Raw genomic sequence first — 25,737 nt, 5'->3', positions numbered from 1 at the left:
ATATACCATGAAAAAACCTACTTTTTATAAATTAGTTCTTTCGATTTTATTTCTTTTCACACACTTTTTTATAAAAAGTATGCTTTTTTGTGTATCCCTAGTAAAAGAATTTTATAACTTCAATACATCTGTTTTTGTAAAAAGCTCTTTTTATAAGTTACAGTATAAAGTGGCTGCTTTACTACTTGTATTCTTTTTGTTAGGCAGCGGTACTATTGTTGCGCAAGAAGGTAGAAAATTTCTTCCAAGGCTTGCAGGAGCGAATATAAAGGTACAAGGGGATGTTATTTTAATAGGAAATACGGTTTTAAATAAAGTTTCATCTGTAAAAGGTAATCCGAATAATGGTGATCCTGTGCAGTATAGCCCTGCAAGACCAATTGATGGAGTTAAGTATTTAGGCACAGTAACCAATCAAGCTGCACTGACAGCTGAGGCAAACCTGGATAATTTTGCTGGGGGTAACAACAATAATTTTTTTGTTGAATATATAGATCTTGATACCGATCTTTCTACTTATAATTCGACTTCTGCCACATTATTTATCAATCAAAAATGTAAAAAAATTGTTTTTGCAGGCTTGTATTGGTCGGCAATTTACCCTTATGATAGAAGTGTAACGTATAACAAAAAATACGAAGGATCCTTAAGAGATTCTGATTTTAATACAATAAAATTCAAAGCGCCGGGAGATGCTGCTTATAGGGATTTGGTGGCCGACGAAATTATTTTTGATGGGTATAAATATTATCCTCCAAAACTTAAAGTTTCAGATTCTTTCAAAGACTCCCCTTATGTTTGTTTTAAGGATGTTACTTCAATTCTAGATAAATTAACGGATGCAGATGGGGAATATACAGTAGCAAATGTTAGGGCATCTAGAGGTCAAAGAGATGGTGGTGGTGCAGGAGGTTGGACTCTGGTGGTGGTTTATGATACTCCCACATTACCTAGTAAATTTGTTTCTGTATTTGATGGGTACGAAGGGGTAAATCCAGATGTAAACACACCTGGTTATTTACCTGAAATTACATTTGATGTTGACGGATTTCGAACTTTGCCTATTGGTTTTGCTGTTAAAGCTTATATTGGTGTTGGTGCATTAGAAGGAGATCAAACTGGTATGGGAGATACTTTTGAGATTTTGGGAAAAAAAAATATACCAATTCCTGCTCCAAATCCATTGACTGGTTTTACTGAAATAACAGATGTGCTAAATCCATCTAAAAATTTCTTTAATGCCACTGTCACTAGAGATGGAGTTGCTGTAACCAATAGAAAACCAAAAAGTTCCAATACTTTGGGTTTTGATATTGATTATGTTAAGATTCCAAATACCAATAATGCCACACTTCAAAACGACGAGCAAGGAGCCTATTTAAAATTGACTACCACTGGGGACGGATATGGTGCTTTTGTTACCACTTTTGCAGTAGATATTATCGAACCTATTGTTAAGTTGATTAAAGAGGTAAAAGATGACAAAAACAATCCTATAGGAAATACAAACGTTAAGTTTGGAGATGTGCTTTTTTATGAAATTAACTTTAAGAACTCAGGTAGTGATGATGTAGGCGATAAGGATAGAAATGGAAATCCGGTGCCTTTTATCATTAAAGATATTCTTCCTGAAAACATAAATTTTGATCCCGCTTCTATTGATTTATCGCATGCGGGTGGAGCTACTTTACTAAGTTATGATCCTGCTACCAGAACGCTTTTGTTTACAATGCCTGTAGCTCAATTGAAACAAAATAGTCCAGAGTACCAGATACGCTTCAAAGTTCAAGTGGTTGCAGATTGTAATGAATTGAAAAATGCTTGTATTAATAGTATTGACAACAGAGCATATGTTAGCTATATTGGGGTGTACAACAATGACAAAGTTTTTACCGACGAAAGTTTAAATTCATACGGTTGTGTTTTTGTTCCGCAAGCAACTAATTTTTTGGTTGGTATCGACAGCTGTAAATTTACTCAGACAATGATTTATTGCGGTAAGGATATAACCTTGGTTGCCCGTCCAGGGTACGAAAATTATGTTTGGTCATCAAGTCCAACTGGAGTCCCAGTTTTAAAATCAGGTCCCGATGCATTTTATACTGCAAATGCGGCTGGTACTTATTATGTGTTTGATAATACGACCATTTTTCCTTGCAAATCGATCAAAGAAGAAATTACGGTAGTGGATGTTAAAAATTTTGTAAATCCCATAAGTGATTATGTTAATCGCAATCCAAGTAAAGGAACAATAGATCATTGTCAAATTGATGGTGCAGAATTACCTAAAATTTTTCTTTGTAGTGCCAGTGATCAAGCATTAATACAAACCAATCTTTCTTATAATTCTACTGCAAAATGGGAAAAACTAGACGAGACAAGTTGTCCAATTCCTACTTATCCAATTAATCAAGAATGTGCCAATAAAAATCCTTCTTGTAAGTGGAACGTAGTTGGTACTGCCAATGATTTTCTAGCCAAGGACGCAGGATATTATAAAGTTACTTTTAGTTTTACAGGTGGTTGTTCTATTGTTTATTATTTTAATGTATATAAAAATACTTTGGATCCAACTGTTGTTGCTACAAATCAATATTGTACGACACCAGGTTCTATAAAAGTGAACCCCTTGATAGGTTATGAATATAGTTTAGATAATGCAGCCTATCAGGACAATCCAGACTTTTTAAATGTTGCTTTGGGTTCACATAATGTAAAAGTTAGGCTCAAAGCTGGAGGTGTAGGTTCTTGCGAAATTCCTGTTAAAGGACCAATTACAATCTCTCCATTTACTATGGATGTTGAAGTACAGAATGTTAAACAACCTTTGTGTACGGGAGATTTAGGAAGTTTTAGAATTCAGGCTAAAGATGTTCGTCCTGGTTATTATTTTAGTGCAACACTAAACGGCACTTTGGTAGAATCTGTAGGTCCAATAGGAACAATAAACGGTCAAAATTATTATGACTTTACAGGTAAAGCACCTGGAGATTATGTAATAAGAACCTGGACACTTGATGGATGTAATGATGTCCGTACCGTTACAATAAATGCTCCAATAGGATTGAAAGCAACAACAGCAGTTAAGCCATTAACGTGTATTGATGGTGAGATTAATGTAACTGTACAAGGAGGTGTAGCACCCTATTACTACTCTGTAAATAGTGGGCCATTTTTAACAAGCAACCTCATTCCAGTTGTAGCACCTGGTGGAAAATACGATATTGTTGTAGCCGATTCCAATGGATTAGGATGTAAATATACAATCCCGCAAATAACCGTAAATGCGACTCCTAAACCAACTTACAATGTCAATAAGACTGACATTTTGTGTTATGGTTCAAATACGGGAGCTATTAATTTTAATTTACTGACTAATCTTGGGGCTTATACTATTGATTACAGTATTGACGGCACCAACTTTGTTACAAATCCTAACTTTACAGGGCTTGTAGCTGGCACCGTATATAATCCGGTAGTAAGATACACTTTGGACGGCGTGAATTTCTGTAAAGATGTTTTGCCTACGATTACATTAACAGGACCAGCTGCTGCATTAACAGCTTCTGCAGGAGTATCTGAGTTATCTGGTTGTGGTTTGGCACCAAATATCTTGGATGGAAAAATTAGAATTACCAATCCTCAAGGCGGTGTACCTCCTTATCAATACAATTTTAATAATCCGGCTACTGCGTCTGATTGGACTTCTGTAAACGATGCTTACAAACCTGTAGGGACTTATACGGTTTACATCAGGGATAAGAATTTGTGTGTTTTTCCGATGGCAAATGTCACAATAGATCCATTACCAGTTCCCCCTTCGATAACTACCGATCCTGTTATTGTTTTTAGTTGTGATGGAACGGCCACCAGTACCGTTACAGTAAATAATCCGCCCAATGTAAATTACGATTATACCTATTCATTAGATGGGACTCTCAATACACCCCCTACATCCAATGTTTTTGTTGGTGTTCCTTCTGGCCCTCACATAATTAAAGTGGGGTATGTTTTAAAAAGTGTTTCTACGTTCAGTAATTTATTGAGTGAAAATTTTGGGTATGGAGAGGACGCTCAATCTCCTGGAATCAATACCACTTTTTATTGTTTTGAGCGACAAGTTACAGCTACACAATGTGGTACAACAACAGAAATTAATGATGGAGAGTATTCTGTAACGGCTAAAATTGTTAAGCCCTTTGGTCCCTGGGTGCAACCAGGAGATCATACGCCTCAAACGGTTCCTCCTACACCCAAAGGAAGATGCTTAGTGGTTAACTTAGGAGACAGAATTGGTACAAAAGATGTTATCTATCAACAAGTAATTAAGGACATCATTCCCTTTCAACCCATTAATTTTGAGTTATATGCACTGAATTTGCTTCAAATAGGCAATGGTCAAGTAGATCCCAATTTAGCAGTAGCTTTGGTGGACGCAAGTGGAAAGGAAATTTCTACTTTTACAACAGGCGATATTCCTAAAAAAAATACAACGGCCGCTCTTCCTATAATTAAAATATGGGAAAAATATCCTAAAACGCCAATAACGCTTAATCCTGGAAACAATACCACACTAACCTTTATTATTCGTTCTAATAAAAGCGATAGAAATGGTAACGATGTGGCTATAGATGACATCAAAGTTTATCAACTTCCTAAAGCTTGTGCTTCGTACCAAGACATTAATTTTACGATAGCCAGCAATAAAAAGTTTACGGCTCAAGTTAACACAAGTTCCAACACAAAATGCGTTGGATCTACAGATGGTACTATCGAAATATCTGCCCAAAATTTTGATCCAATTGCTGGTTTTGAATATTCTAAAGATGGTATTACTTGGCTTAAATCTACTACTTCACCAGTAACACTTACCAATTTAGCTGCGGGTTCTTACACGCCTCAAGTGCGTTATAATGCTGCGGGTGCTTGTACATTTCCGTTAACGCTAACCAAAATTATTGCCCCTCAGCCTATAATTGTAAAAACAAAACAAACACAGGCTACTTGTCTTCCAAATGGTGGTGCTACAGTAGATGCAACAGGAACTACTGGAGGTACAGGTGCATATACGATTCAGTTGGTTGATACAGTTGCTCCTTTTACAGTAACTAATTTTCCGAATACTTTAATTTTAAATAACGTTGCGCCAGGTACGTATACTGTAGTAGTTAGGGATGTCAATAGTTGTAAACCAACCACAGATCCAACAATAACTATTGCAGGTCCTACGAGTCCAACTGCGAACTTAGATCCAACTTCAACTTTGTGTTTTGACCCAGCAACGGGAGCCATTATCAAAGGGAATGTTACTGGAGGGGTCGGGCCTTATACTTATACAACAAAGTTTAATTCAGGTACAACAAGCTCAGCAAGTGCTACTTTTGATGGACCTCCTTTCCCAGCCACTTTTGCTTATAATGCAACAGCAGTGGGGACTTATGTGTTTGAAGTTACAGGTAGTAATGGCTGTAAAGCACCAATAATCACTCAAGTTATTAATGATAAATTGACTGCAGTTACTCCTGTTACAACGGCTTTAGACTGTGATGTTGCTCCTGCAGATCAAGCAGTGATCACGGGTACAATTTCTGGAGGTACAGCGCCATTTGTGATTACACTCACTTCAGGAACTGGAGGAACTTTGGTTCAGCCTGTTGGAAATGGAAATACTTTTACATATTCTAATGCGGTTGCAGGTATTTATAAATTTCAAATTAAAGATGCCAATAATTGCACTACAACTACTACCGGTACTATAAATGCATTAGTACCTATTACTTTAGGTTCTACGAATACAAATCCAAAATGTAATGGTTCTTCGGATGGAAGCATACAATTGAATCCTGGCGGTGGATCAGGTGGGTTTACCTACAGTAATGATGGTATAACTTATACAAATATATCATCTTATGGTGGATTGAGTGCAGGAATACCTTACACCTATTATGTAAAAGACAGCAATAAATGTATTAAAAGCATAACAGTTACATTAACAGCGCCAGCAGTACTCACTGCGGTAGCGGCTATAACAACACCTTATACTTGTAATGGTTCAGCTGTGATTTCTGTAACGAGCATTTCAGGAGGCACGGGACCTTACAATTATACTTTAAATAGAGGCGCTACTGCAGTATCTTCAAATACTACAGGAGTATTCAATAATATTAGCGTAGCGGGAAGTTATACGGTAACTGTAACAGATAGTGGACTATGTCCGTTTACAACCCCAGCTATGAATATTGTGGCATTGAACCCACCGTTGAATGCTACTTTTGTAGAAAGACCAATTTCATGTAAAGCTACCGAATTGACCAGTGATGTAACTGTTAGTATCACAGCCGGAACAGGAACAGGAGTGTTGAAATATGAAACAATCGCCCCATCACCAATCATAAAACCACAACAAGGATCGTCAACTCTTACAGGTTTGACTCCTGGGGATTATACAATTAAAGTGACAGATGCTAATAATTGTTTTGTAACTGGAGTTTACAAAGTAAAAGACGTATTGCCTGTTATTGTAAATGGTTCGTTAGTTTCGAATGTAAGCTGTAAAGGCTCAGCTGATGGGAAGCTTACATTTACTGTTTCGGGTAATTCAGGTGTTTTCACTTATGTGCTTAAAAACAGTTTGGGTACAACAGTGCCAATTGGACAGTCTACACAAACCGGGAATGTTATTGACTATACAGGTTTGGCAGCAGATACTTATACCATAACTATTACCAACCCAGCGACAGCTTGTACAGCCACAAAAGCATTAACAGTTGCTTCACCTGCATTAGCATTAGCCATTACGCCACCAACAATCACGCCGATAACCTGTTCAGCAAATGCTACGGCAGTTATCAATACAACGGGAGGTTGGGGAAGTAACAGTTATACCGTTACGGGAACTGCTCCTGTAGTGGCTGCTGTTACACAGCCTAGTAAGACTTTTTCAAATCTTGCAGCAGGAGACTATACCGCTTCGGTAACTGATTTGAATGGATGTACAGTTTCGATTGCCTTTACTATCGCTGCGAAGGTTACGCCTACTGCTAGTATTGGTGCTTCCGATTTTTGCTATGATAGCACCAATAAAGCGACCCTTGTCGTTTCTCCAAATACACAAGCCAACTATGTTTACAGCATCAATGGAGGTACATCACAAGCAAATGGTACATTTGCTAATCTTATACCAGGCGATTATACCATTCGTGTAACGGATACTTCAACGAATTGTTCTATTGATTTATTGGCAACAATAGCCAATCAAGTTACGGCAAATACGGCTGTGACTAAAAATTTAGATTGTACTACATCTCCTGATGCAGTAATTAAAGTTACAGTTGGTAATGGTTATCCAGACTATTCATACCGAGTAAATACCAATGGAGGTGGTTATAGTGGATTACCAATTCCGTTAGGAGCAGGTGTTACTAGTTTTCCTTATACAACAACAACAGGAGCTGCTGCAGCAACCTATAAGTTTGAAATTACCGATGCTAAAGGATGTGTTATTGAGGTAACCCAGAATATTAGCGCCAGAGTGTCTCCAACAGTAACTACAACACCAACGAATCCAACTTGTTTTGGAGGAAATAATGGATCTGTTTTGATCAATGCCAGCTCAGGATTGGCACCTTATACGTATGAAGTTTCAACAGTTTCTTCAACAGGGCCTTTTGTTGCCATGGCTACAAGTTTATATTCTGGTGCACCAGCAGGAGATTATTGGTTTAGAGTTACAGATGCCAAGAGCTGTACAGTTACAACAGCTAAAGTTACATTAGCAGCTCCAGCAGTACTCACAGCTGTAGCGGCTATAACGACACCTTATACTTGTAATGGTTCAGCTGTGATTTCTGTAACGAGCATTTCAGGAGGCACGGGACCTTACAATTATACTTTAAATAGAGGCGCTACTGCAGTATCTTCAAATACTACAGGAGTATTCAATAATATTAGCGTAGCGGGAAGTTATACGGTAACTGTAACAGATAGTGGACTATGTCCGTTTACAACCCCAGCTATGAATATTGTGGCATTGAACCCACCGTTGAATGCTACTTTTGTAGAAAGACCAATTTCATGTAAAGCTACCGAATTGACCAGTGATGTAACTGTTAGTATCACAGCCGGAACAGGAACAGGAGTGTTGAAATATGAAACAATCGCCCCATCACCAATCATAAAACCACAACAAGGATCGTCAACTCTTACAGGTTTGACTCCTGGGGATTATACAATTAAAGTGACAGATGCTAATAATTGTTTTGTAACTGGAGTTTACAAAGTAAAAGACGTATTGCCTGTTATTGTAAATGGTTCGTTAGTTTCGAATGTAAGCTGTAAAGGCTCAGCTGATGGGAAGCTTACATTTACTGTTTCGGGTAATTCAGGTGTTTTCACTTATGTGCTTAAAAACAGTTTGGGTACAACAGTGCCAATTGGACAGTCTACACAAACCGGGAATGTTATTGACTATACAGGTTTGGCAGCAGATACTTATACCATAACTATTACCAACCCAGCGACAGCTTGTACAGCCACAAAAGCATTAACAGTTGCTTCACCTGCATTAGCATTAGCCATTACGCCACCAACAATCACGCCGATAACCTGTTCAGCAAATGCTACGGCAGTTATCAATACAACGGGAGGTTGGGGAAGTAACAGTTATACCGTTACGGGAACTGCTCCTGTAGTGGCTGCTGTTACACAGCCTAGTAAGACTTTTTCAAATCTTGCAGCAGGAGACTATACCGCTTCGGTAACTGATTTGAATGGATGTACAGTTTCGATTGCCTTTACTATCGCTGCGAAGGTTACGCCTACTGCTAGTATTGGTGCTTCCGATTTTTGCTATGATAGCACCAATAAAGCGACCCTTGTCGTTTCTCCAAATACACAAGCCAACTATGTTTACAGCATCAATGGAGGTACATCACAAGCAAATGGTACATTTGCTAATCTTATACCAGGCGATTATACCATTCGTGTAACGGATACTTCAACGAATTGTTCTATTGATTTATTGGCAACAATAGCCAATCAAGTTACGGCAAATACGGCTGTGACTAAAAATTTAGATTGTACTACATCTCCTGATGCAGTAATTAAAGTTACAGTTGGTAATGGTTATCCAGACTATTCATACCGAGTAAATACCAATGGAGGTGGTTATAGTGGATTACCAATTCCGTTAGGAGCAGGTGTTACTAGTTTTCCTTATACAACAACAACAGGAGCTGCTGCAGCAACCTATAAGTTTGAAATTACCGATGCTAAAGGATGTGTTATTGAGGTAACCCAGAATATTAGCGCCAGAGTGTCTCCAACAGTAACTACAACACCAACGAATCCAACTTGTTTTGGAGGAAATAATGGATCTGTTTTGATCAATGCCAGCTCAGGATTGGCACCTTATACGTATGAAGTTTCAACAGTTTCTTCAACAGGGCCTTTTGTTGCCATGGCTACAAGTTTATATTCTGGTGCACCAGCAGGAGATTATTGGTTTAGAGTTACAGATGCCAAGAGCTGTACAGTTACAACAGCTAAAGTTACATTAGCAGCGCCAGCAGTACTCACAGCTGTAGCGGCTATAACGACACCTTATACTTGTAATGGTTCAGCTGTGATTTCTGTAACGAGCATTTCAGGAGGCACGGGACCTTACAATTATACTTTAAATAGAGGCGCTACTGCAGTATCTTCAAATACTACAGGAGTATTCAATAATATTAGCGTAGCGGGAAGTTATACGGTAACTGTAACAGATAGTGGACTATGTCCGTTTACAACCCCAGCTATGAATATTGTGGCATTGAACCCACCGTTGAATGCTACTTTTGTAGAAAGACCAATTTCATGTAAAGCTACCGAATTGACCAGTGATGTAACTGTTAGTATCACAGCCGGAACAGGAACAGGAGTGTTGAAATATGAAACAATCGCCCCATCACCAATCATAAAACCACAACAAGGATCGTCAACTCTTACAGGTTTGACTCCTGGGGATTATACAATTAAAGTGACAGATGCTAATAATTGTTTTGTAACTGGAGTTTACAAAGTAAAAGACGTATTGCCTGTTATTGTAAATGGTTCGTTAGTTTCGAATGTAAGCTGTAAAGGCTCAGCTGATGGGAAGCTTACATTTACTGTTTCGGGTAATTCAGGTGTTTTCACTTATGTGCTTAAAAACAGTTTGGGTACAACAGTGCCAATTGGACAGTCTACACAAACCGGGAATGTTATTGACTATACAGGTTTGGCAGCAGATACTTATACCATAACTATTACCAACCCAGCGACAGCTTGTACAGCCACAAAAGCATTAACAGTTGCTTCACCTGCATTAGCATTAGCCATTACGCCACCAACAATCACGCCGATAACCTGTTCAGCAAATGCTACGGCAGTTATCAATACAACGGGAGGTTGGGGAAGTAACAGTTATACCGTTACGGGAACTGCTCCTGTAGTGGCTGCTGTTACACAGCCTAGTAAGACTTTTTCAAATCTTGCAGCAGGAGACTATACCGCTTCGGTAACTGATTTGAATGGATGTACAGTTTCGATTGCCTTTACTATCGCTGCGAAGGTTACGCCTACTGCTAGTATTGGTGCTTCCGATTTTTGCTATGATAGCACCAATAAAGCGACCCTTGTCGTTTCTCCAAATACACAAGCCAACTATGTTTACAGCATCAATGGAGGTACATCACAAGCAAATGGTACATTTGCTAATCTTATACCAGGCGATTATACCATTCGTGTAACGGATACTTCAACGAATTGTTCTATTGATTTATTGGCAACAATAGCCAATCAAGTTACGGCAAATACGGCTGTGACTAAAAATTTAGATTGTACTACATCTCCTGATGCAGTAATTAAAGTTACAGTTGGTAATGGTTATCCAGACTATTCATACCGAGTAAATACCAATGGAGGTGGTTATAGTGGATTACCAATTCCGTTAGGAGCAGGTGTTACTAGTTTTCCTTATACAACAACAACAGGAGCTGCTGCAGCAACCTATAAGTTTGAAATTACCGATGCTAAAGGATGTGTTATTGAGGTAACCCAGAATATTAGCGCCAGAGTGTCTCCAACAGTAACTACAACACCAACGAATCCAACTTGTTTTGGAGGAAATAATGGATCTGTTTTGATCAATGCCAGCTCAGGATTGGCACCTTATACGTATGAAGTTTCAACAGTTTCTTCAACAGGGCCTTTTGTTGCCATGGCTACAAGTTTATATTCTGGTGCACCAGCAGGAGATTATTGGTTTAGAGTTACAGATGCCAAGAGCTGTACAGTTACAACAGCTAAAGTTACATTAGCAGCTCCAGCAGTACTCACAGCTGTAGCGGCTATAACGACACCTTATACTTGTAATGGTTCAGCTGTGATTTCTGTAACGAGCATTTCAGGAGGCACGGGACCTTACAATTATACTTTAAATAGAGGCGCTACTGCAGTATCTTCAAATACTACAGGAGTATTCAATAATATTAGCGTAGCGGGAAGTTATACGGTAACTGTAACAGATAGTGGACTATGTCCGTTTACAACCCCAGCTATGAATATTGTGGCATTGAACCCACCGTTGAATGCTACTTTTGTAGAAAGACCAATTTCATGTAAAGCTACCGAATTGACCAGTGATGTAACTGTTAGTATCACAGCCGGAACAGGAACAGGAGTGTTGAAATATGAAACAATCGCCCCATCACCAATCATAAAACCACAACAAGGATCGTCAACTCTTACAGGTTTGACTCCTGGGGATTATACAATTAAAGTGACAGATGCTAATAATTGTTTTGTAACTGGAGTTTACAAAGTAAAAGACGTATTGCCTGTTATTGTAAATGGTTCGTTAGTTTCGAATGTAAGCTGTAAAGGCTCAGCTGATGGGAAGCTTACATTTACTGTTTCGGGTAATTCAGGTGTTTTCACTTATGTGCTTAAAAACAGTTTGGGTACAACAGTGCCAATTGGACAGTCTACACAAACCGGGAATGTTATTGACTATACAGGTTTGGCAGCAGATACTTATACCATAACTATTACCAACCCAGCGACAGCTTGTACAGCCACAAAAGCATTAACAGTTATTGAACCAACTGTTGTAGCTATAACTGGAACAACGGCTAGCAAAGTTTTCTGTACCAAACCAATTTCGACTATTACCGTAACCGCTACTGGTGGAACTTCACCATTGGCGTATGCCGTAGTAAAACATTTAGTAGTACCAGTACCAGGAGATTACCAAAGTAGTAATGTGTTTAATAAAGATACTACTGTTGATGGCTTGTCTTATGATGTGTATGTTAAAGATAAGAACGGTTGTCCTGCTCCTATGGGAACGGCAACTGTAGTAAGTGATCCTTTACCAACAGTGACTGCTAGTGCAGTAGGACAATGTTTAGGAACAGGAACATATACTATAACGGCTACTCCGGGACCTACTGTATTTGGCACTCCAACCTATAGTTTGAATGGAGGAAGTTTTGGACTATCCAATACTTTTACCATTACTACTGCGAATAATTATACGGTAACCATAAGAGACGGAAATGGCTGTACTGCTCCTAGTAATGTGGTAGCGGTTGCTCCTAAATTGACATTAAGTGGTATTTTGGATAAAGACATTACTTGTGCTTTTACTGCTCCTTTTACTTCTAATGATGCCCAAATAACATTGACAGCAGCAGGAGGAACTGGTTCCTACACTTACACGAGTATTCCAGCTAGTGGAACTTTTGCTGGAAATGTTTTCACGACAAATACAGCGGGTTCTTATACGTTCAGTATTACAGATGCCAGTGGCTGTAGTGTAGCTACTACTGCGGGTATTTCTGTTACTATTCCTGTAAATCCAGTGATTGATAATACTGTTTTGCCAGGGGCTATTGGGGTTACTCAAACAGGATCTATTAATTGTAATGGTGAGGCTACTGCGTCGATTGCTATTGCAATTGATAATACAAAAGGTGTTGCACCATTTGTATTTATAGTAGAAAGAACGTCACCAACTTATAATAATTATGGGACTCAAACTTCTGGTTTGACAGCAGGAGATTATACAGTTACGGTTACCGATGCTAAAGGATGTACCGATACTGAAGATATAATTATTACAGAGCCGACTACAATTGTGGTTCTACATCATGAATTACCTATTACATGTGGTGCCTTGGGAGTATCTAAAGGTTCAATTATTATTGATAAAATTACAGACGGTGTAAGTGCTATTGGTGGAAGTGGGGGAACTGGTCCTTATAATTATTTTGTAACAGGTGTTAATGGTTATAGTCAATCTGAATTGAATAATACAGGAACCACTTCTATTACTTTTAATGTTGTTGATTTTGGGTTGTACCAAATCAATGTTGTTGATGCTAATGGTTGTACTAAAATAGTTCAAAACGTATTGGTAGCGTCGCCTCCAGATGATTTGGACATTAGTGTTGTTTCTCCTCCTGCAGATTGTTCTACTCCAGGGTCTGCTACGGTTTCAATTGGTGCCCTAAGCAGTATAACAGGAACTGGACCTTTCTATTTTAGAATCTACACTGGACCTGGTGTTGTATATAACGCCCTTGACCCGACTTGGATTCCAGAAGCTCCTCTTCTTAGTAAGCAAGCTACTTTTACTAATTTGATACCAGGTGTTACTTACACGTTTATGGTATATGATGCAGATGCTGCCCATGGAGGAACAGGATCAGGATGCTATTATTACGAAACCTCAACGGTTCCAATTCCTACTAATTCATTAATAACAGTTAATCCCTTAGTTGCTAATAATATTACCTGTAAAGGAGCTGCAAACGGTAATGTTACCTTCACTATTAATCATCCTTATGGTGTTGCAACTCCTGTCACTTATCAGATTTACAATTCACAAACTGCCTCAGCGGTAGGAGCAATTGTTTCTGATATTGTGCCTGCAAGTGGTATCTTAGTAGTAAATAATTTTGGGGTTTTACCTTTTGGTAACTATTTTGTTTTAGTTAAAGAAGATGTAGGAGCAACTCATGCAGGTTGTAGTTTTGCTACGGTTCCTTTTGATATTACTGAAGCGGCTTTTGATTTGACAATTAATGCAACCATTTCAAAACAACCCAATACATGTAATTTAACAGCAGGTATAATTACCGCTAATGCAAGTGGAGGAAAAGTTGTTCTTGCTGATCCTACGGATCTTACAATTATACCGATTCCTTATTTATATCAAATTACTACGGTTAATGTTCAACCAGCAGTTGCTGATTTGAATTGGAATGCTAGCAATACTTTCACAGGATTGGCTGCCAATACTTATTATATTTGGGTTAAAGATGCTTATAATTGTATAAAAATGGTGTCTAAAACTTTGATAAATGATACACCTCCTACAATTACACCTCAAACACCACCATGTTTTGTTGCAGGATTGAATATTAATTTGGATTTATCCACTTTTAGTGCATTTACCATCGGTTCTCCAACGTACAGCATTAACGGTAGCAGTTTTCAATCAAGTCCTAATTTTACAATAAGCGCACCAGGTTCTTATACTTTGGCAATCAAAGATGGAAATGGATGTATTGCGCCTACTCCTTATGTAGTAAGGGATGAGATAGTATCAGGACTTAGTATTACCAAACAATTGGATTGTACAGTGGGTACAGAGGATGCTACAATTCATGGGGATGTTGCAGGTGGTTTTGGTAGTGGTACGTATTCTTATACAGTGAAAATTGGTAGCGGTGCTTTTGGAGTAAGTGTGCCAATTGTTGGTACTACTTTCGATTATTCGGCAGCGACACCTGACACCTATACTTTTGTTATTACTGATGGTACCTGTAGTGTAACTGAAACAATTGTCGTTGATCCTAAAGTGCCAACCGTATTTACTACTACAGTAGTAGATGTAAAATGTTTTGGTGATAGTACGGGAAGTATATCGGTTGATGTTACTTCTGGTGAAGGACCATATGAATATAAATTAACGGGAGGTCCAGTTTCTTATGCATACCAAGATTCAAATCAATTTAATTTACTAACTGCAGCAACAACCTATATTGTTACTGTTAGAAGCAAAGGAAATTTGTGTGAGTATGCTAATGCACCTATAACAGTTGCTCAACCTACCCAATTAGCGGTTGATGTGCCAATTATTGCTCCACTTACTTGTGGCGCAGGAAATGTGGCACAAGCGGCTACAGTAACGCTTAACGCTACACCATTAACGGGAACAGGTCCTTACGAATATAGTTTTAACGGAGGTGCTTATGGAACTGTAAAAATATTTACTGTAAACGATACAGGTTCTGATCAGTTGGCTATACCTTATAAAGTAAAAGACAGCAACAATTGTGAAGTGTTGGGTACTGTAGATATTTTCAAACTGAATCCTCCAGTTTTCAATTTGCCTGCATTTACACAATCTACAGTTACTTGTCTAGCTCCTACTAGTGATGTTACTGTGATTCGCACAAATGGAGTTGGAACACTAACTTATGAAACCATTGCGCCTTCACCAATGATTGTCAATAATGGTGCAAGTAATGTGTTTTTTGGTTTAATCCCTGGTGATTATGTTTTCCGCGTAACAGATTCCAATTTCTGTACAGATCAAGTTAGTTACAAAGTAATAGATGTTACTAAAATCGACCTTCAAGTTACATCAAAAACTGATGTAATTTGTAATGGTTCGGCTACTGGTACGGCTACTTTAGCGGTAATTGGTTTCGGAACTGGTGTTGGGACATATAGCTGTACTATCAATGGGGTACCATTCCCATTAGTAGCGCCTAATGGTAATACATCTCCAACAATTAGCTTAACAGGCTTGGCCGCAAACACTTATTTAATAAGAGTTACAGATGATGAAACCACATGTTTCTCTGAGCAAACCATAACCATTAATAATCCTACTCTACCTTTGAGTCGTACTATTTCTGTTACACCACTAACTTGTGCGTCCAATGGAGCTGTAACCATTGCTGGTATTGGCGGATGGGGTAATTATACCTATACACTTACGCCTCCGGTAGGACCAATAGTAACTAATACTACAGGTGTTTTTGATAATTTATCTGATACTACTGGAGCTTATACAATTATGGTAACAGATGCTAATGGTTGTAATACTGTGGCTGATAACTTTACTTTACTGGTTCCAGTTAATCCAACAGCTACTATTGATGTAACGTCAGATTATTGCTATGATGGCACTAATGCTGCGACACTGGTTGTCAATGCGACCTCGGCTTCAACGTTTGTGGTAACTCCTTTTGAGTACAGTATTGACAATGGAGTAACTTTCCAAGTGTCGAATACCTTCAATAATGTAACTCCGGGTAGTTATGATGTGGTTGTAAAAGATGCATTTGGGTGTACTTCAGTAGCTACAAATACCGTTATAAAACCACAGCTTTTTGCAACTGCTGTTAAGACCAAAGAAGTGACTTGTATTGCACCTACAAACGGTACAATTAAAATTACGGCAACGGGTGGTTATGGTCCTTACACTTATAAAGTTTCTTCAGATAATGGAGTTACTTTCTCGGCTGTTGGAACGGCATTTATTAATCCTACTGATACTGATTATTCGGTAGCGGCTGCTGGCAGCTATGTTTTTGAAATCACGGATAGCAAAGGATGTCAGTTTACCACTACACCAGCTGTAATCATGGTTGATCCAACACCAGTATCTTTGGTAGCTTCGGATATTGCCATTACTGCAGTAGACTGTAACGGCGCACAAGGCACGAACAACAACGGAACGATTACTGTTACTTTAAATCCATTAAACAACAATCCAAATTATACTTATACGCTAACGCCTGCTGCGCCAGGTTTACCTCTTACGCAAACGACTCCTGTTTTCATAGGATTAGCTCCTGGAACTTATGATGTAACGGTAACTTCGGGAAGAGGCTGCGTTTCACTTCCTGTTGGGGTAACCATTGCCACTCCGGTTGCCGTAACGGCTTCGGCTTCGGCACCTGCATTCAGTTGTGCTGTTGATCCAACCAAAACAGTGGTAACTGTAATAGGTGGTGGAGGAACGGGTACTTATACCTATAGCGCAGACGGAACGAATTACTTTGCTACCAATACTTTTGATTTAGTAGATAATGGCGCAGTTCAGAACCCAACGTATTTTGTAAAAGATTCGAATGGATGTGTTCAAAGCACGATTTTGACAACAGCTGTAAACCCATTGCCGAAATTAATTTCTGTGATTGCCACAAATGGTCCAGCGATGGATTGTTTAAACAACCAACAGCAAATGAATGTGGTGATTACTGGAGGATCGAATGTTCCGAGCCCATTCACGTATCAAGCATACCAAGATGGTGTTGCCGTTGGGCCAATAACAGCAGTTGTAGGCAATTCATTTGTATATAATGCTTTAAGTGCAGGTAGTTATTATGAGTTTAAAGTATTTGATAATAATACGACTTGTAGTTTAACATCAACGACTTATGATGTTCCATTATTTAATACAATCAATGTTGTTGCTACAACAGCGGCAAATGTAAAATGTACAAACGAGACCAATGGTGCTATAGAAATCAACGTAACGGGTTATTCTGGCACATATGATTATCAAGTGTACGATGGAGTAAATCCGTTGCCTCTTACTACAGGTTCACACGATACGGCTACTTCAAATCCATTTGTAATTCCGTTTGGACTTGGTGCTGGAAATACTTATACAGTTAAAGTGATAGAGACTGCTTTTCCAAGTTGTACTACAACTTCAAATGTTGTGATTATTACGGAACCTACTCTACCTTTGAGTCGTACTATTTCTGTTACACCACTAACTTGTGCGTCCAATGGAGCTGTAACCATTGCTGGTATTGGCGGATGGGGTAATTATACCTATACACTTACGCCTCCGGTAGGACCAATAGTAACTAATACTACAGGTGTTTTTGATAATTTATCTGATACTACTGGAGCTTATACAATTATGGTAACAGATGCTAATGGTTGTAATACTGTGGCTGATAACTTTACTTTACTGGTTCCAGTTAATCCAACAGCTACTATTGATGTAACGTCAGATTATTGCTATGATGGCACTAATGCTGCGACACTGGTTGTCAATGCGACCTCGGCTTCAACGTTTGTGGTAACTCCTTTTGAGTACAGTATTGACAATGGAGTAACTTTCCAAGTGTCGAATACCTTCAATAATGTAACTCCGGGTAGTTATGATGTGGTTGTAAAAGATGCATTTGGGTGTACTTCAGTAGCTACAAATACCGTTATAAAACCACAGCTTTTTGCAACTGCTGTTAAGACCAAAGAAGTGACTTGTATTGCACCTACAAACGGTACAATTAAAATTACGGCAACGGGTGGTTATGGTCCTTACACTTATAAAGTTTCTTCAGATAATGGAGTTACTTTCTCGGCTGTTGGAACGGCATTTATTAATCCTACTGATACTGATTATTCGGTAGCGGCTGCTGGCAGCTATGTTTTTGAAATCACGGATAGCAAAGGATGTCAGTTTACCACTACACCAGCTGTAATCATGGTTGATCCAACACCAGTATCTTTGGTAGCTTCGGATATTGCCATTACTGCAGTAGACTGTAACGGCGCACAAGGCACGAACAACAACGGAACGATTACTGTTACTTTAAATCCATTAAACAACAATCCAAATTATACTTATACGCTAACGCCTGCTGCGCCAGGTTTACCTCTTACGCAAACGACTCCTGTTTTCATAGGATTAGCTCCTGGAACTTATGATGTAACGGTAACTTCGGGAAGAGGCTGCGTTTCACTTCCTGTTGGGGTAACCATTGCCACTCCGGTTGCCGTAACGGCTTCGGCTTCGGCACCTGCATTCAGTTGTGCTGTTGATCCAACCAAAACAGTGGTAACTGTAATAGGTGGTGGAGGAACGGGTACTTATACCTATAGCGCAGACGGAACGAATTACTTTGCTACCAATACTTTTGATTTAGTAGATAATGGCGCAGTTCAGAACCCAACGTATTTTGTAAAAGATTCGAATGGATGTGTTCAAAGCACGATTTTGACAACAGCTGTAAACCCATTGCCGAAATTAATTTCTGTGATTGCCACAAATGGTCCAGCGATGGATTGTTTAAACAACCAACAGCAAATGAATGTGGTGATTACTGGAGGATCGAATGTTCCGAGCCCATTCACGTATCAAGCATACCAAGATGGTGTTGCCGTTGGGCCAATAACAGCAGTTGTAGGCAATTCATTTGTATATAATGCTTTAAGTGCAGGTAGTTATTATGAGTTTAAAGTATTTGATAATAATACGACTTGTAGTTTAACATCAACGACTTATGATGTTCCATTATTTAATACAATCAATGTTGTTGCTACAACAGCGGCAAATGTAAAATGTACAAACGAGACCAATGGTGCTATAGAAATCAACGTAACGGGTTATTCTGGCACATATGATTATCAAGTGTACGATGGAGTAAATCCGTTGCCTCTTACTACAGGTTCACACGATACGGCTACTTCAAATCCATTTGTAATTCCGTTTGGACTTGGTGCTGGAAATACTTATACAGTTAAAGTGATAGAGACTGCTTTTCCAAGTTGTACTACAACTTCAAATGTTGTGATTATTACGGAACCTACTCTACCTTTGAGTCGTACTATTTCTGTTACACCACTAACTTGTGCGTCCAATGGAGCTGTAACCATTGCTGGTATTGGCGGATGGGGTAATTATACCTATACACTTACGCCTCCGGTAGGACCAATAGTAACTAATACTACAGGTGTTTTTGATAATTTATCTGATACTACTGGAGCTTATACAATTATGGTAACAGATGCTAATGGTTGTAATACTGTGGCTGATAACTTTACTTTACTGGTTCCAGTTAATCCAACAGCTACTATTGATGTAACGTCAGATTATTGCTATGATGGCACTAATGCTGCGACACTGGTTGTCAATGCGACCTCGGCTTCAACGTTTGTGGTAACTCCTTTTGAGTACAGTATTGACAATGGAGTAACTTTCCAAGTGTCGAATACCTTCAATAATGTAACTCCGGGTAGTTATGATGTGGTTGTAAAAGATGCATTTGGGTGTACTTCAGTAGCTACAAATACCGTTATAAAACCACAGCTTTTTGCAACTGCTGTTAAGACCAAAGAAGTGACTTGTATTGCACCTACAAACGGTACAATTAAAATTACGGCAACGGGTGGTTATGGTCCTTACACTTATAAAGTTTCTTCAGATAATGGAGTTACTTTCTCGGCTGTTGGAACGGCATTTATTAATCCTACTGATACTGATTATTCGGTAGCGGCTGCTGGCAGCTATGTTTTTGAAATCACGGATAGCAAAGGATGTCAGTTTACCACTACACCAGCTGTAATCATGGTTGATCCAACACCAGTATCTTTGGTAGCTTCGGATATTGCCATTACTGCAGTAGACTGTAACGGCGCACAAGGCACGAACAACAACGGAACGATTACTGTTACTTTAAATCCATTAAACAACAATCCAAATTATACTTATACGCTAACGCCTGCTGCGCCAGGTTTACCTCTTACGCAAACGACTCCTGTTTTCATAGGATTAGCTCCTGGAACTTATGATGTAACGGTAACTTCGGGAAGAGGCTGCGTTTCACTTCCTGTTGGGGTAACCATTGCCACTCCGGTTGCCGTAACGGCTTCGGCTTCGGCACCTGCATTCAGTTGTGCTGTTGATCCAACCAAAACAGTGGTAACTGTAATAGGTGGTGGAGGAACGGGTACTTATACCTATAGCGCAGACGGAACGAATTACTTTGCTACCAATACTTTTGATTTAGTAGATAATGGCGCAGTTCAGAACCCAACGTATTTTGTAAAAGATTCGAATGGATGTGTTCAAAGCACGATTTTGACAACAGCTGTAAACCCATTGCCGAAATTAATTTCTGTGATTGCCACAAATGGTCCAGCGATGGATTGTTTAAACAACCAACAGCAAATGAATGTGGTGATTACTGGAGGATCGAATGTTCCGAGCCCATTCACGTATCAAGCATACCAAGATGGTGTTGCCGTTGGGCCAATAACAGCAGTTGTAGGCAATTCATTTGTATATAATGCTTTAAGTGCAGGTAGTTATTATGAGTTTAAAGTATTTGATAATAATACGACTTGTAGTTTAACATCAACGACTTATGATGTTCCATTATTTAATACAATCAATGTTGTTGCTACAACAGCGGCAAATGTAAAATGTACAAACGAGACCAATGGTGCTATAGAAATCAACGTAACGGGTTATTCTGGCACATATGATTATCAAGTGTACGATGGAGTAAATCCGTTGCCTCTTACTACAGGTTCACACGATACGGCTACTTCAAATCCATTTGTAATTCCGTTTGGACTTGGTGCTGGAAATACTTATACAGTTAAAGTGATAGAGACTGCTTTTCCAAGTTGTACTACAACTTCAAATGTTGTGATTATTACGGAACCTGCTCTATTAGACTTATCGGCTGTTATTACAGTGGTAAATCAAAATTGCAACAATTTTGGAGCTACGATTACTGTTCCAAGTACATCTGTAAAAGATGGAACTCCGGGTTATACTTATGCTTTTGTACCTTCGGGTTCATCGCCTTTAGGTTTGTACACTTCATCTAATACCAAAGCAATTGTAACGAGTCAAATTGCTCCATTGTTTGATGCAATAGATGTTTATGTACAAGATGCGAATTTATGTACAGCTATGCAAACGGTAAACATTTCTGTTGATCCATTGCCAACAGTTACTGCAACAGTTGCTAGCCAATGTGCTAATGCTGCTGGATATACTATCAATGTTGTGGGAACTGGAGTTGGAACATTAGAATACAGCTTGGATGGAAATAGTTTCCAAAACACTACTTCATTTAATGTTAGTACTCCAGGAAGTTATACTGTAACAATTAGAGACGCGAATCAATGTACAGCTACATCGGTTGTTCCTGCAATTATTTTAAAACCGCTTGGATTACAAGGAGTTGTTTCTAAACCTAGAAGTTGTAACGCTCTTCCTGATGGTGAAATTACATTGACTGCTAGTGATGGTTCTGGTTTACCAAACTATGAATACAGCATTGGAGCAGGAGCTTATGGTCCGTCTAATGTATTTAGCAATTTAGCAGCGGGAACGTACACCCTGAACGTTAGAGATACAGGAACTCCTTTACCTTTCTGTGTACAATCAGTACAAGTAATTATTGATGCACCAACATTGGTGACGGGTATGGTTTTAACTCCTTTAGCTGTAAGTTGTCAAGGTAGTAGCGATGGTTCTATTACTGTAGCTTTAGATCCTTCTACGTTAACAGTAAATAATAACCCGGATTACAATTATAGTTTAACTGGTACTACTTTAAATCCGTTGCCTCTTGGGGTAGCTGTAAGTAGACCGAACCAGCTTTCTAATGTTTTTGACAATTTAGAAGCAGGAACTTATACGATTACCACAACATCATCGAGAGGTTGTCCAGACAGTAAAACAATCACGGTTAATGAACCAGCAACGATTGTTGTTCCTGCTCCTGTAGTGGTAGACTATGGTTGTTCTGTTGCAACTCCGTCGAATACTCTGAACTTGGCTACCATCACTGTGAATCCTCCAACGGGTGGTTCTGGAACGTATCCTATTTACGAATTTGTAAAAGGGGCCACAATAGTTCAAAGTGGAGCTAGTAATGTGTTTACCCAAACCGATTTGTCTGGAGGTACATTTACTATAAATGTTTATGATACTAAAGGTTGCGTAGGAACAACTACAGCAACTATAAATCCATTTGTAAGTATTGATTTTGCAGCTACTGCTATTAATGTAACTAAAGCAATAACTTGTGTTAATGATGAAGAAATCCAAGTAAATGTGGCTACAACTGGAACAAAAGTACCTATGCCAACCTTAATTTATAATGTAAAAGGACTAAGCGCGGGTAGTACTTACAATGTTACAGATCCTATTCCAACAGGAGTCTTTACTGGATTAACAGTAGGTGATTATATGGTTACTGTAACCAACCCAGAAACTGGTTGTGCTATTCAAAAGATACATTACGTAAATGAGCCAAATACGTTTGACTTAAATGTAGTTAACAAATCAGACGTGGTATGTTATGGTTCTAATGAAGGTAGTGTGGAATTCAATTTTATTGATAGAAGTCCATTGCCTACAGATGAATCTGGACCGTATAGCTATATCATTAAAGATGCTTCTGGTGCAATTGTGCGTACTGGAAACAGTACAAATGCAGCGCCAGAATTAATTACTGGTTTAATAGCCGGAACGTATTCTATTACGGCTACACTTACTAGTCCTACTAGTCCACAATGTACTACTGAGATTAGAAGTTTTACTATTAACCAACCTACACAAGCATTAGCAATAACCGAAACACATACTGCAATTACTTGTGCAAATAACGATGGTAGTATTTCTGTTTCAGCTATTGGCGGATGGCCTGGAGATTATGTTTTCCAATTGGAAGAAACGACCTCGGGAATTATCTCACCTTGGAGTGCAACTACCGATTTTAATGGATTAATTGCGGGTAATTATATTGTAAAAGTAAGAGACAATCAAACAAGTTTAAACAGTACTTTTTGTGAAAGACAAGTTCCAATTAGTCTTGTTAATCCAACTCCAATTACTGCTACAATAATTGTTGATAAACCGATGTTAACTTGTTTTGGAGAGACTAATGCTACCATAACGGTCAATACAGTAAATGGAGGTTCTGGAGTTTACAATTATTCTCTAGAAGCAACTTATCCTAATGGAACAGTTACGCTTGATGGTCCACAACCGTCTAATGTATTTATCAATTTAGGTGCTGCAAGTTATAAAGCCATTGTTACGGATACTTGGAATTGTTCTGCTAATACAAATACTTTAGTGATTGCTCAACCTACAGTTGTGTCGGCTAGTTTGGTTAAGACTTCTGTACAAACTTGTTTAAGTCCTGCTACGCTTATATTATCAGCAGTTGGTGGTACAGGTCCTTATACGTATAGTGCAGATCCAAATTTTGCTACTGTATTGGGTTCATTTGCAAATTCAACACCGATTACAGTTCCGTTTACTGCCGTAGGTATAAATCCATTGTTTTATGTAAGAGATTTTAACGGATGTTCAAGCTCTTCATCAAATAGTGTTTCTGTAGCTCCATTAGAGCCTTTAGATTTCAAATTTGAAAATGATGCTCCATTCATCAATTGTTTTGGTGATAGTAATGGACAAATTACTGCAATTGCTGAAGGGGGTTCTGGAAATTATATTTACACATTATTGGATAGTGCTGGTAATTCTATTGTTCCAACTCCAACACAACCAACTCCTGGTTTCTTTAGAGGTCTTCCAGCAGGAAGTTATTTGGTGGAAGTGAAAAGTGGAGATTGTACATCTGCTCGTAAACCAATTACGATTGGAGCGCCTAGCTCAAAATTAACTTATGTGCCAAATGTTGTCCCTGTTACTTGTAATGGTAATGGCGATGGTAAGCTTGAAATCATTGCTACAGGTGGTAGTCCTGCCATTGTATATGCGTTGTCTCCTGAATTGAGCAAATTTGTATCTACCGGTAATTTTACAAATTTAGTACCTGGTGATTACAAAGCAATTATTCAGGATGTAAAGGGATGTAATTATGTTTATGATTTTAAAATCACTGAACCACTTCCGATAGATGCCAAAGTAGATCCTCTTATCCCTATCGTACAGGAATTATGTGCAGGTGAAAAAACAGGTGAGTTTGGTATTGTGATTACTCCTGGTTCAGGAACGGCTCCTTACAGCACAAGTATAGATGATCCTAACGGGACTTATGTTCTGAATCAATTTTTATTCACGGGGCTTTCTGGTGGCGACCACACTGTTTATATTAAGGATGCCAATTTATGTACATTTGAATTGCTTGTGCCATTAGATCCTGCAGTATTTTTAGATCCTCATATAGAAAGGGAATATAATTGTTTTAATAATGCACCAGGTAATGTAGTAACAATTTCAATAGATAAAAGTAATACTAATCCAGCTGATGTGGATTATGCTTTAGACGGAATTCCTCCTTATCAAGCTGACAATACTTTTAGGGATGTAGCTCCGGGTACCCATTTTGTTATGGCAAGACATACTAATAGTTGTAGTCAGAAAACCGAAGATTTTGTTATTGACGATATCAAGCCTGTGGCTATGACCTTAGGTCTTGGTGGTTTAAATGAAATTGTTGCGACCACAACAGGAGGTTCTGGTGTTTATCAGTACACTTTTAATGGGGAATCAACGGGTTCAAACAACAAGTACATTTATTATAAATCGGGTGATTATACAGTTACAGTAACAGACAGTTATGGCTGTTCGGTCACAGTAACTAAGTACTTTGAGTTTATCGATATTATTATACCACCAATATTTACACCTACTGGTGATGGTCATTATGATACATGGAAACCAACCAACACAGAAAACTATCCAGATATTAAGTTTGTAGTTTATGACCGTTATGGCCGTGAAGTAGGTACCTTTGGTTCTGGACAATCGTGGGATGGTACATACAATGGAACTGAGTTGCCAATGGGTGACTACTGGTATATCTTGAAACTCAGAAACACCAAAGACGATCGCGAATTTATTGGTCACTTTACGTTGTACAGATAACAAATATTAAGAGGTTATCTTATAAATAAAAC

At 38.7% G+C, this 25,737-nt stretch carries 1 protein-coding gene; it reads left to right on the top strand.

The window, feature by feature from the left end; translation table 11 throughout:
* The first annotated feature begins 7 nt into the window (after positions 1–7).
* Positions 8–25,705: a T9SS type B sorting domain-containing protein gene (locus tag OLM57_RS04280; RefSeq protein WP_264566006.1), complete on the top strand. Its 25,698-nt coding sequence runs from the start codon at positions 8–10 to the stop codon at positions 25,703–25,705.
* Positions 25,706–25,737 lie beyond the last annotated feature (32 nt).

This window comes from Flavobacterium sp. N3904 (genome assembly GCF_025947305.1).
Lineage (GTDB): Bacteria > Bacteroidota > Bacteroidia > Flavobacteriales > Flavobacteriaceae > Flavobacterium.
This window is presented reverse-complemented; position numbering and strand designations above follow the sequence as displayed.